We start from the raw sequence: 11,167 nt of genomic DNA, 5'->3' as shown, positions 1-11,167 counted from the left end.
TAAACTGCTGAGCGGGTTATCAATTCATGGCTAGGATGCTCAGATCGTCTTGGGGGATATACTTCGCCACTGCTGTTGGCTGCGCAGCAGAAGCTTGGTTACCACCACCTGCACGAGCTTCACCGCGATCGAGGTGTAGACGATCATCATGGCCATGGCGCTCGCGGCGCCATCGTCGCCCGTGTCGTTCAAAGCAAGGACTGCGATCGAAGCCACCTTCGTCGTCGAGGCATAAATGAAGATGACGCCGGCCACCGTCGTCATTGCATTGACGAAATAGAAGGTGGCCATGTCGATGATCGCCGGTATCGCAACAGGAACGGTCACCCGCCGCAGCGTTGTCCAGAACGGAACTCCGAGGGCGCGGGAGGCCGCCTCGAATTCGGCATCGATTTGCTTGAGTGCGGTCAGCGCCATGAGATGCGGAACCGTATAGTAGTGAGAGATCGTGCACATGACCATGATGGTCATCGTCCCGTAGAGCACTGTTAATGGATTCGTCGGAGCGTTGAAGAAGAAGGTGTAGCCCAGACCAAGCACGATGCCAGGAACGGCAAGCGGTATCATGGCGATCATATGATACACCGTCATCAGCTTGGAGCGGGTGGGATGCTTCTCGCTGAGGTAAGCGCCGACAAAGGTCAGCACCGTTCCGAAAAACGCGGTAAAACAGGCCATGTTGACACTGTTCCAGTAGCTGGACCAGCCGCCCGGATCGACTGCGCCGAAATTGAAATTGTCGAGCGTCAGCGAAAGATCGTAGGGCCACAGCCTGACGAAGGAGGCAAAGATGGCGGTGCCAATGATGCTCGCGATCGGCAGGGCAAGGACGAGCACAACGCAGAACATGAAGCGGTCGAAAACTGGCGACGGCTTCGGCTGCAGTATCACCGCGCGCGACGTCAATTGCGAAACCTGCTGGCGGTGGGTCAGTCGCTCGACAATGAACGTCAAAACGGGGGGGATGAGGAGGATGACCCCGATTACCGCACCCATCTGAAAGTTCTGCTGACCGATGATCTGCCGATAGACGTCGACGGCAAGCATATTGAACTTTCCGCCGATGACCTTGGCGATGCCGAAGTCGACGATGCCGGTGGTGAAGACGACGAAGCAGGCGTTTACCAGGCCGTATCGCGCGCCGGGAAAGGTGATCGTCCAGAAAATACGCCAGCGCGATGTGTTGAGTGTGTCCGCCGCCTCGTAAAGACGAGCATCGGCCGTTCCCAGCGCCGTCGTCATGATCAGGATGACAAACGGAAAGCAATGGAAGAGCTGGGCGATGATGATGCCGACCGGCCCATAGATGGAATGGCCAAGCATCAGGAACTTCAAATAGCCCTGGTTTCCGAAAATATAGACCAGCGCGATCGCCGGCAGCAAGGACGGCGCCAGGATCGGCAGCAGGCCTATGCCCTTGAACAGCCCCTTCTGCCAGATGCAGCTTCTCGTCAGTGCATAAGCGTAGATAAAGCCGAGCGGGACGACGAACAGAACGGTGAGCGAGGCGACCCAGACGCTGTTGATCACGGACTGGCGAAGGATGGGATCCTTCGCATAGCTGATGAAATTGTCGAACCAGATGAAGCTGCCGTCCGAATTCTCGAAGCTCTGCGAGAGTAGCGTATAGAGCGGCAGCACGATCATCACCAAGGTGACCAGAACCACGGCGCCCAATGTTACCTGGCGGACAAGGTTTTCCGAGTCCGGACGCATGTGCGGATCAGTCGTAGAAGCAGCGACATCCGTCATTGTCTGACAACCTGGCTCGGTTGGAGCGGAGAGCCATCGGCCGGAAAAACACAGAGTTCCTGTACGGGAAGGATCGCTCGTACGGCTTGACCAACCTTTACCGGCGAGAGAGCCATCTCCATGCTCGTGCAGTCCACGGCAAGTTCGGTTCCGCCAAGATCCGGCACGATGAGCCTGACCCGCCAGAAGGAGCCTAGAAATTCGAGGCTCATCACCAACGCGGGCAAGCCGGACGCATCGTTCTCACGGCTGAGCCGAACCTGCTCCGGCCGAATGCAGGCGACCACATGGCCCTGGTTTTCCGCCGTGTCGTACCGTTCCGGCACCGCCATTTCGAAGCTGCCGATGAAAAGGCGCTTCCCGGCCAGGCGGCCGGGCAGGATATTCATCTTGCCGACGAAATCCGCGACGAAGAGCGTGCTCGGCGAATGGTAGATTTCCGTTGGCGTACCAATCTGTTTAATCTCGCCTTCGTGCATCGCCACGATCCGGTCTGCCATGCTCAGCGCCTCCTCCTGATCGTGCGTGACCATGATCGTGGTCAGGCCGAGCCGCTTCTGCAGGTCGCGGATCTGCTGGCGCAAATGCACCCGCACCTTGGCGTCGAGCGCGCTGAGCGGTTCATCGAGGAGAAGCAGCCGCGGGGACGGCGCAAGCGCGCGGGCAAGCGCGACGCGCTGCTGCTGGCCGCCCGAAAGCTGCGCCGGATACTTCTTTTCCGATCCGCGCAAATCAATGAGGTCGAGCAATTCGGCCAGCCGGAAATCGATTTCCGAACGCTTTATGCGACTGTTGCGCAACCCGTAGACGATATTCTCGCGCACACTCAAATTGGGAAACAGAGCGTAAGACTGGAAAAGGATGCCGCACTGGCGCCGCGCCGGAGCCAGGTGCGAAATATCCTTGCCCATGCTGTGGATCGTGCCTGCGCTTTGCTCTTCCAGACCGGCTATGACGCGCAGCAGCGTCGATTTCCCGCATCCCGACGGGCCAAGAAAGCAGACAAATTCACCCGCCTCAACATTCAGGCTGATGTTGCGCAGAGCACGGAACGTGCCGAAATGCTTATCTATGCCGCGAATTGTCAAAAATGGCGGCGTTTCCATATCCGAGCCTGTTCTTTCAGATAATAGGGCCATTGGCCGGGCATCAACTGTGTGAAGCATAAGTTACTTCCGACAACCGGAGAAAGCTCCGATGCTGAGATCGATATACCGGATGGGACAGGACTATCCGATGACGGAATTGAGTCCATCCAGTGTGAAAAACCGAGGACATCTCATGCGGTTACGCAAACCGCGCGGTGCTACCCGTTGGCTCATGAACCTCCTCCTCCCTTGTGCCATCTGCTTTTTACGGCATGGTTCTTCTTGTCGTACGGGACTGATTACCGAACGATAATTGGACAGAAATCAAAGCGCAAGCGAATAATGAAACGGTTCATCGCAATTTCCCAGAGCTTGCATCTCAGTGCTGGGGAATCGGCGCTGATTGGGCTTGGGCTCTAGGTGGCTGAGCCGGCGCCGTTGGGAAAGGGTGCGCAGGAGCCCCGGATCAGGAATTCATGCGGAACGACTATCCGTCTCCGCTCGCCCTGTCGGCCTTCCGACAATTGCATGACCAGGAGGTCGGCGGCACAGCGGCCGGTCGCCATCCAGTCATACTGGATCGCGGTCACCGGCGGCTCGATCAAAGCGGCCAGTTCGGTATCACCCAAGGTCACGATCGACAGATCCCTGGGAATCTGAAGATTCAGCAGGCGCACCGCCTCGATGACGCCGGCAAGATGGCCGCCGCTGCATATGATCGCACTGGCCGCCGCGCGGGTGGTCAGTGACGAATAGGCGGCGTCCCGGCCATAGGGATGCTCGCGGCCTTCGGAATGGATAAGGTCCTGCGTGCTTTCCAAACCAAGGTCGGTGAAGGCTGTGCTGAAACCCCGGATACGCTCACGTCCCGAATAGGTGATGGCAGGCACGGTGATCAAGCAGATGCGCCGGTGGCCGAGCCCAAGCAGGTAACGGGTCGCCCGATAGGTACCCTCAAACTGGTTGGTCAGGACTCGATCGACATCGACGTCCATTTCCCGCTCAAGCAAAACAAGCGGCACCGCAAGATTCTGCAGCTGGTCACGCGTCTCGGCGTCGTCGTCGTTCGCCACCATCGCAATGACGCCGTCCACCTGGCGTCGCTGGAACTGATCGAGGATCTCCCTTTCCCTCTCACGGTCGGAATGAGTGTTGGCCAGGAAAAGCGTGTAGCCGGCCCGTTGCAAAACAGGTTCGAGGCCGGTGACGGCCGCTGCGGTGAGCGGATTCTGGATGTCCGGTAGCACCACGCCGATGACTCGGCTTTGTCGTGAGCGCAGGGTCTGTGCGACCGGGTTCGGCTTATAGCCGAGTTCCTTGATCACCTGCTCGACACGCAGGCGCAGCGCCGGATCGATATTGGCTGCATCATTGAGAACGCGTGAAACCGTGCCCAACGACACGCCGGCATATTTGGCGACGTGCTTGATGGTGACGTTCCCGGCTGCCTTTTCTCGTTTCTTCAACATGTCACTGAGAGTTTCCGCAATAGGCCTGCCTCACTCTAGAGCCTAAGAGCACGTTGGAACAGAGCCGCCGGGATGTCGAGAAGCTCTATACGAGATCGAGGCATGACTCGCGCCGAATGAATTCATAAGGAACGATGAAGCGGCCGGCTTCAGACCTGACGCCCTTCAGCCGGTCAACGACCAGGCGCGCCGCCACGCGGCCAGTTTCGGCCCAATCATAGCGGATCGCCGTGATGCCGGGCCGCATCAGTCCGGCGAGTTCGGTGTCACCCAGCGAGATCAGCGATAGTTGATCAGGGATGGCAAGGTTGAGCTGGCGCGTCGCTTCCAGGACCCCGGCCAGCATACCTCCACTAACGATCAGGGCGGTCGGTCGGCCGCGCATCGAAAGTATGGAATAGGCGGTGTCGAGCGCATAGCCGCGGGTATAACCCTGCATGCCGATCAGCTCCTCGCGAACAGAAATGCCGGCATCGGCCAACGCCATTTCGTAACCCTGGCGGCGGTGGCGTCCCGACATGTTGTTTGCGGGAACCGTCACCAGAGCGATATCACGGTGGCCAAGGCTGAGCAGGTAGCGCGTGGCGCGATAGGTGCCAGCGATCTGATCCGTCCAGACGGCATCGAACGTTGTTCCGATCTCGCGCTCGAGAAGCACCAGCGGCATGGGAAGTCCGCGCACCTGCGCGGTCGTCTCCGGGTCGTCGTCCCGGCTAAGGATCGCGATGATTCCGTCGACGCGGCGCCGCGCAAACTCCTTGAGGATATTCTCCTCGCGGGCACGGTCGTAGCGAGAATTGGCAAGGAATTGGGTGTAACCCAGCCGGGTCAGTTCCTCCTCGATGCCGACGACCGCTTCCGACGACAACGGATTCTGGAAATTCGGCACGACCACGCCGATTACCAGCGTTTTCTTGGAGCGCATGCCCTGCGCCAGCCCGTCCGGCCGGTAGCTCAACTCGGCGGCTGCCGCCAGCACGCGCTGCCGCAACGCAGGCCGCACGTTGCGGGCCTCGTTAAGCACGCGCGAGACGGTGCCGATGGATACATCCGCCTTGCGCGCCACGTCGCTTATGGTCGCTCTCTTCAAGAGCGTCCTGCCAGTATCCATGTCTTCCATGCAAAAACCGCCGTCTGTTGTATCGGGAAATAGCAGAACCCGGCCGGCCACCTCACCCGGGACGAGCGAGGGCGGCCAGCGATCTATAGCGGATCGCAGCGCGAGTAGACACCGGGGCCTGTCTTACCTTGATTCTTGCCTGCGCCGCCAAGCTGCCCGCCAATATCCAAAAAACGTTTACCTGCAAGCGATCTCTCCTCAGGAACCCGCCAGTTCTGCGATTCCTACAAGTCCTCTTGACCAACAATTTGCACTTACTTAAAGACATTGTTGAAACGATTTACATGGGATGGTGGAGAAATCCGGCAGTTTAGCGCGGCCGTAACGTGAAGGAATCCGAATTATGGGCGAACCCATCCTTGTCACCGAAGTTGGGCCGCGAGACGGCCTGCAAATGAGCCATTCCATCATGCCGACTCAGGTGAAGATCAGGTGGATAGAGGCAATGGCGAAGGCAGGCGTAAAAGAAATCGAGGTCGGCAGCTTTGTGCCTCCGAAACTGGTTCCGCAGATGGCCGATACGGCTGAAATCGTAGAGGCGAGCCTTGGCATCCCAAATCTGCACGTCATCGCGCTGGTGCCAAACCTGAAAGGTGCGCAGCGGGCTTACGAATGTGGTGCGCATGCCGTTATCGTCCCCGTTTCCGTCAGCGAAGCGCACAGCCGCGCCAATACCAGGAAGGGCAGCCTGGACCAGGTCGAGGAAGTCAGGCACATCGTCGACTGGGCTCGCACGCAGGATCGGCCGATGAAAGTAGACGCGGGCTGCGCCACGGCGTTCGGCTGCTCGATAGATGGCGATGTGCCGGAAAGCCGCGTAGTTGAAGTCGCTACGGCGCTCGCCGAAGCCGGCGTCGACAGCATGGCGCTCGCCGACACGGTCGGCTACGGAAACCCGGCGCAAGTGCGCAGGCTGGTTCGCGCGGTGCGGGCTGCGGTGGGCACGAAACTGAAGCGCCTGCACCTTCATGATACGATGGGGCTCGGCATCGCCAATGCCTTGGTGGGGCTCGAGGAAGGGATTCGCTGCTTCGATTCGGCTCTCGGTGGGCTGGGCGGCTGCCCCTTCGCCCCTGGCGCGTCCGGCAATATCGTCACGGAGGATCTGGTGTTTATGCTGGAGAGCATGGGTTTCGACACAGAGATCGATCTTGACGCGCTGCTGAAGGCGCGCGAGATCCTGCAAGGTGGAATTCCGGAGGAGACATTGCTGGGCAACGTGGCGCGCGCCGGAATCCCCCCCACCTACCGCAACGCGGCCTGACCGAGAAGACGGGGGCGAGCCCCCGTCTTCGGCTCAGCGGATCAAGTCCGCGCCGTCAAGTTAAGCACGCTGGGATCGAACGGGTAAGGAACTTTCGGACCGTTCCTGAGTGGCATCACCACAGCGGCAGTTCCGGGCGAGCCTTCCTTGCCCTTCTGATCCTTCAGGCCGATGGCGAGTTCGATTACGCCATAAGCACCTCGCTTGCTCTTTCCCGACACCCTTCCCCAAGCGGTCAACGTATCGCCCGGGATATTCATGCCGCGGTACTGGAAGTTCATCTTCCACAGCCAGCCGATCTCGCCCGCCCAATCGACCAGCAATTGCGCCAGCACATGCTGCTTCCACGAACCGTTGACGAGGACGTCCGGCAAATTGTCGTGTCCGGTAGCATAGCGCCAGTCGTAATGGATCTTGTGCCAGTTCTCCATCGCCGCCGACCAGCGCATGATATGTGCGGTCGTCATCGGCCCTTTGACCAGGTTGGGGATCTCGTCCCCTATGGAAATCGTTTCGTAATATAGCGACTCGGCCACCTTCTACCTCATGATCATGGTGTTGAGCGATTTCAGCAGCGGACGATGATCACCCGTGGCGTATTCGTCCTCAATCAGGATCATCACCATCGGGCCGGCCTTGCCTTCCTTCTGGAAAATGTCGCGATAGGCGCTGCGGCAGATAATGCGCTCGCCGATCGCCGGATAGGAGTAGAATTCATATTCATAGCCGCCGTTCAGAATGCCGGAAAGCGGCAGCGGGATCTTGGGCAAGCCGGGTCGCATCGAACGCGACAAGCCATCGAAATCGGGATCCCCGGCCGCAGCCAGCGTGTCGTTCGTCTCGTCGGGCGGACGGCGGAACGCATGAACGGCGAAGGCCGGCGGCGCCACTGGAACGCCGTAGCGCGTGCCGGCGGCATGCTCAGCGTCCCAGAAGCGCGGATCGTAATCCATCACCGCCTGGAAGAAACGACGCACCTCGCTCGGCTCGACAGGGTGGCAAGCCTCGACCCAGGACGACTGGGCGCCTACGATCGCAAGCACCTCGTAGTTTATGTGGTTAACCGCCATCTTCCGCCCCACTTGTCACAATGCGTAGCCACTTTTACCAGTGGTCTCAAGCTTGTCAATGAAACGTTTTTTCCAAACCTGCTACCGTCGTTGGTTGAACGACCTTTACAAGAGGACAAGAGGCTATAGCAGAAAGTTCATTGAGAACGGGCGTACTCAGATCCTTCGATTGCGGACAAGGAAATCGTTTCCATTCTTGGCCAATCTTCCACCGCCGAGCCATTCATGTGGTGACTTGCGGGACACTGGCGGAAGGCCGGCACAGGAAGGCGCCGGCAAGCGCCAGCACGGCAAAGGAAAGAAAGGCGGTCGAGAAACTGGTGAGAAGGGCCAGGATTCCGAATAGCGGCGGACCTAGCACGATGCCAAAATATGAAAACAGCAGCGACCCGCTCGCCGCGAAGCCGGCCTTCTCTATCGGCACCGCCTTGATCAGACAGGTCAGGAAAACGCCGTTCCAGCCGCTGGTCGTCGCTCCCAACGCGAAAACCACGACTCCGAGGTACCAATCCGGCGCCGAGGGCCAAAGCATCCCGGCCAAAACACACGTCACCGACATGCCGACGCCCACGCCTGCAAGTACGGCGCGCAGCGCCGAGAGGCGGTCGGCCAGGAATCCCCATCCAATTCTGCCAATAACGGCCCCTGTCTGGCTGACGCCCAGAAACAAGCCCGCGGCGATCAGGTCGTGGCCGAGCGTCGACATCAGGAACACCACAAGCAGTGAACTGATTGTCAGTTGCAAGGCACCATAAATCATGGAGCCGAAGGACAGCTTCAGCAGATCACCGTCCTGGAGCATGTGGCGAAGCGGAGCAAAGAAGCCAACACGCCCTAGCGGCTTGGACAGCGGCACCTCGCTACGCACGATTTTAAGCCCGAAGCCGGCAAAGAGAGCTGCGAGCGTGACCACGGCCCCGATCATCAGCATGGCCGTCGGCAGATGGAACCGCACGACGAGGGGCGGCACGACGAGACCCGCAAGGATGCCGCCGATGGGCACGGCGGTCTGCCGCACGGACATGAATAGAGCGATATTCTCTATCCGTCCCTGGCTGGCGATCGCCTGCGTGCTCGACGGCGTCAGCGGTCCATAGCACAGCCCCATGAACGCGACCGCCGTCACGATGGCGGGCACGGAAGCGAGCCCAAACAGGGCCAAGGCGAATCCGCCTGCAAAGATGCAGGCAAAGCTCAGCCGAAGCGGCCCGATCAGCGGGATGAGAACGCCCGAGCACAGCGTGCCGCAAGCAATGAAAAAGTAGTTCAGGGTTGTGTAAAAGCCCGCTGCCTCCACCGGCAGATTGACCGCCCTGGTCACCTGGTCAGCGACGACTGGCGGCGTCAGCACTACCATGGACATGATGGCTTGTGGAAACATGGTGACAAACAAAAGGCTCGATGAGCCATTTTTCGGCATCGACACAGCTTTCAGGTCCAAGGCGGCCAATCGCTACGGACGGACGAGGACCAATTCCGGTTCGCCTATCGATAAGAAATTGGACGATTTATCGTTTTACGGAAAGGCCACTATACCGAACTTGAGTCAATTTCAAATATCTGTAATACACTACGTTTTTCATGGTGAAACGTTAATATTCACATACGAGCAAAATCACATGAGCACGAACGAACCGTTGCTTCAGGAACAGATCGGCCATGTACTGGTGCTGACGCTTAACCGGCCGGACGTGGGCAATGCGCTCAACCTGAAAGTGCTGAGCGATCTGACAGCCCTGGTCTGCGAACTGACCTTCGATCCCGGCGATGTCCGGTGTGTGGTGATAGTGGGGGCCGGCGAGAAAATCTTCTGTGGCGGCGGCGACATGAAGGAGCGGCGTACGATGACGGCTGAGGCAGCGCGCCGGCATCGCGGCTTGATGGAACAGTTGATCCGCGATCTTCAGGAGTGTCCGGTGCCGGTCATCGCGGCCGTCAATGGGGCCGCCGTCGGAGCCGGGTGCGAGCTGGTCGCGGCGGTCGACTTTGCCTATGCGGCGGAGACGGCCCGGTTTTCCCTTCCCGAGGTCAAACTCGGCATCGTTCCTGGGGGCGGCGGAACGCAGACCTTGCCGCGTGCCTGCGGTCCGCGCCGCGCGAAGGAGCTTATCCTCACCGGCAGCATGTTCTCGGCCGCCGACGCGCTGCAATGGGGCCTGGTCAACAGGCTCCTGCCGCTGCCCGACCTGTTGCCGGCGGCGCTTGAAACCGCATGCCTTATCAGCGCCAATGCGCCAATGGCAGTTCGCGAATCCAAGAAGGCGATCGGAGTGGCGATGGACGTCGACCTTGCGACGGGCCTGCGCTTCGAATTACAGGCCCATCACCGCACCGCCGTCACCCGCGACCGCGCTGAAGGGTTGCTGTCGATCGCTGAAAAGCGGGAGCCGATATTCCGGGGTGAGTGAGGCGCATCCGGCTTCGCCCGGCGTTTTCGATGTAGTTCTTGCATTCGGTGGGGCCGACGGCATCAAGGGCTTGGGTCGATTTTTGTGAACGGCTTCGACGCAGCGTTTGGCGGCGCGTCGCATGAGGTGCTTGATCTTGGCGAACAGCTGTTCGATGAGATTGACGTCTGGCTGCAGGGTGGCAGGAAGAAGTGGAGTGCGCCCTTGCGACCGGACAGGGTCAAGCCGCTGTTTTGACCCGCTGCCGGGCGTGTTGGTCCTCGAACTGTTGCGGGCTGAGATAGCCGAGCGCTGAGTGCAATCGGCGGGTGTTGTAAACCTCATCAATGAAGCGGGGAAGGTCCTCAGCGACGTCGGCGAAGGTTTCGTAGGCCATCGGATAGACGGCTTCGACCTTCATCGTCTTCATAAAGCTTTCCGCTTTCGCATTATCGTGGGGATTGCCGCGCCGGCCCATCGATCCAATAAGATCGTGCGGCGAGAACGTTGCGGTAGAGGAGTGCGGCACATTGCGACCCTCGGTCCGAGTGATGGACGCAGCCCGGCGGGGGTTTTCGTCGTTCGATTGCCGCCTTCAATGCTGCAACGGTCAAGCGCGCGTCGATCGACCGACCGATGGCGTAACCAATGACCTTGCGTGACCAGGCATCCAAAACGACCGCGACGTAGATGAAGCCCGCCGCAATCGTCACGTACGTTATGTCGCTCACCCAGAGCTGGTTCGGGCCGTCGGGTGTCACGTTCTTCGCCAGGTTCGGGAAGATCGGCAACTCGTGATCGCTGTCCGTAGTGGCGATGAAGCGCCCCTGATCCTGGGCTGCAGATCGTGCTCGCGCATCAACCGCCTGACCTTCTTGTGGTTGACGACGATGCCGCGCTGCCGCAGCGCCGCCTGCATGCGGCGATAGCCGTAAGCTTCGAAGCTGTCGGAGATCTCACCCATCGTCTCGACGAGCACCCACGGCGGTTTCGGGCTGATCGTAGTAGGTTGATCGC

At 59.7% G+C, this 11,167-nt stretch carries 12 protein-coding genes and 1 pseudogene; 3 read left to right on the top strand and 10 right to left on the bottom strand.

Annotated elements, in window-relative coordinates:
* Positions 1-39: 39 nt before the first annotated feature.
* The 4 genes from FJ443_RS28955 to FJ443_RS28940 form a co-directional block, all read right to left on the bottom strand.
* Positions 40-1,716, bottom strand: a complete 1,677-nt coding sequence (locus tag FJ443_RS28955) for a putative 2-aminoethylphosphonate ABC transporter permease subunit (protein ID WP_246681255.1) — start codon at positions 1,714-1,716, stop codon at positions 40-42.
* A gap of 32 nt (positions 1,717-1,748) precedes the next feature.
* Complete coding sequence (locus FJ443_RS28950; protein WP_246681269.1) at positions 1,749-2,858, bottom strand: putative 2-aminoethylphosphonate ABC transporter ATP-binding protein; 1,110 nt, start codon at positions 2,856-2,858, stop codon at positions 1,749-1,751.
* 398 nt (positions 2,859-3,256) lie between these two features.
* Entirely contained in the window at positions 3,257-4,309 is a 1,053-nt protein-coding gene (locus FJ443_RS28945; RefSeq protein WP_140666648.1) for a LacI family DNA-binding transcriptional regulator, read from the bottom strand.
* Between the two features lie 85 nt (positions 4,310-4,394).
* Positions 4,395-5,420 (bottom strand): LacI family DNA-binding transcriptional regulator, encoded by a 1,026-nt coding sequence (locus tag FJ443_RS28940; protein ID WP_246681254.1) that lies wholly within the window; start codon positions 5,418-5,420, stop codon positions 4,395-4,397.
* 352 nt (positions 5,421-5,772) lie between these two features.
* Between FJ443_RS28940 and FJ443_RS28935 the strand changes: the two genes are divergently transcribed.
* Positions 5,773-6,693, top strand: a complete 921-nt coding sequence (locus tag FJ443_RS28935) for a hydroxymethylglutaryl-CoA lyase (protein WP_140666644.1) — start codon at positions 5,773-5,775, stop codon at positions 6,691-6,693.
* A 41-nt stretch (positions 6,694-6,734) separates the two neighbouring features.
* Here FJ443_RS28935 and FJ443_RS28930 read toward each other — a convergent pair whose 3' ends face one another.
* The 3 genes from FJ443_RS28930 to FJ443_RS28920 all read right to left on the bottom strand — a co-directional run bounded on the left by FJ443_RS28930 (position 6,735) and on the right by FJ443_RS28920 (position 9,204).
* The gene (locus tag FJ443_RS28930) at positions 6,735-7,229 is read right to left on the bottom strand and encodes an acyl dehydratase (protein ID WP_140666642.1); all 495 of its coding nucleotides are present in this window, start codon (positions 7,227-7,229) and stop codon (positions 6,735-6,737) included.
* Positions 7,230-7,232: 3 nt separating this feature from the next.
* On the bottom strand, positions 7,233-7,763 hold the full coding sequence (locus FJ443_RS28925; RefSeq protein ID WP_140666640.1) for a MaoC family dehydratase N-terminal domain-containing protein: 531 nt from the start codon (positions 7,761-7,763) through the stop codon (positions 7,233-7,235).
* Positions 7,764-7,986: 223 nt separating this feature from the next.
* The gene (locus tag FJ443_RS28920; protein ID WP_140666638.1) at positions 7,987-9,204 is read right to left on the bottom strand and encodes an MFS transporter; all 1,218 of its coding nucleotides are present in this window, start codon (positions 9,202-9,204) and stop codon (positions 7,987-7,989) included.
* 58 nt (positions 9,205-9,262) lie between these two features.
* On the opposite strand from FJ443_RS28920, the gene FJ443_RS28915 reads away from it, so the two are divergent.
* On the top strand, positions 9,263-10,171 hold the full coding sequence (locus tag FJ443_RS28915; protein WP_246681253.1) for an enoyl-CoA hydratase-related protein: 909 nt from the start codon (positions 9,263-9,265) through the stop codon (positions 10,169-10,171).
* Positions 10,172-10,255: 84 nt separating this feature from the next.
* Positions 10,256-10,408 (top strand): hypothetical protein, encoded by a 153-nt coding sequence (locus FJ443_RS31360; protein ID WP_181175160.1) that lies wholly within the window; start codon positions 10,256-10,258, stop codon positions 10,406-10,408.
* Here the strand turns inward: FJ443_RS31360 and FJ443_RS28910 are convergent.
* The 3 genes and pseudogenes from FJ443_RS28910 to FJ443_RS31870 form a co-directional block, all read right to left on the bottom strand.
* A complete protein-coding gene (locus FJ443_RS28910; RefSeq protein ID WP_246681252.1) occupies positions 10,392-10,580 on the bottom strand; it encodes an IS3 family transposase in 189 nt (62 codons plus the stop codon). The two genes, FJ443_RS31360 and FJ443_RS28910, sit on opposite strands and share 17 nt — an antisense overlap.
* A gap of 19 nt (positions 10,581-10,599) precedes the next feature.
* Positions 10,600-10,941 (bottom strand): DDE-type integrase/transposase/recombinase, encoded by a 342-nt coding sequence (locus FJ443_RS28905; protein ID WP_181175158.1) that lies wholly within the window; start codon positions 10,939-10,941, stop codon positions 10,600-10,602.
* Positions 10,942-10,976: 35 nt separating this feature from the next.
* Positions 10,977-11,084, bottom strand: a pseudogene (locus FJ443_RS31870) (IS3 family transposase); the annotation flags it as partial.
* Positions 11,085-11,167: the final 83 nt, after the last annotated feature.

This window comes from Mesorhizobium sp. B2-6-1, assembly GCF_006440475.1.
GTDB lineage: Bacteria > Pseudomonadota > Alphaproteobacteria > Rhizobiales > Rhizobiaceae > Mesorhizobium.
The sequence above is the reverse complement of the archived record's forward strand: the minus strand, read 5'-3'. Positions and strand labels throughout refer to the sequence as shown.

Excerpts from the sequence above, each read along its gene's own strand:
- FJ443_RS28955 (WP_246681255.1), bottom strand. The coding sequence starts at position 1,716 with ATGCGTCCGGACTCGGAAAACCTTGTCCGCCAGGTAACATTGGGCGCC.
- FJ443_RS28950 (WP_246681269.1), bottom strand. The coding sequence starts at position 2,858 with ATGGAAACGCCGCCATTTTTGACAATTCGCGGCATAGATAAGCATTTC.
- FJ443_RS28945 (WP_140666648.1), bottom strand. The coding sequence starts at position 4,309 with ATGTTGAAGAAACGAGAAAAGGCAGCCGGGAACGTCACCATCAAGCAC.
- FJ443_RS28940 (WP_246681254.1), bottom strand. The coding sequence starts at position 5,420 with ATGGATACTGGCAGGACGCTCTTGAAGAGAGCGACCATAAGCGACGTG.
- FJ443_RS28935 (WP_140666644.1), top strand. The coding sequence starts at position 5,773 with ATGGGCGAACCCATCCTTGTCACCGAAGTTGGGCCGCGAGACGGCCTG.
- FJ443_RS28925 (WP_140666640.1), bottom strand. The coding sequence starts at position 7,763 with ATGGCGGTTAACCACATAAACTACGAGGTGCTTGCGATCGTAGGCGCC.
- FJ443_RS28910 (WP_246681252.1), bottom strand. The coding sequence starts at position 10,580 with ATGAAGACGATGAAGGTCGAAGCCGTCTATCCGATGGCCTACGAAACC.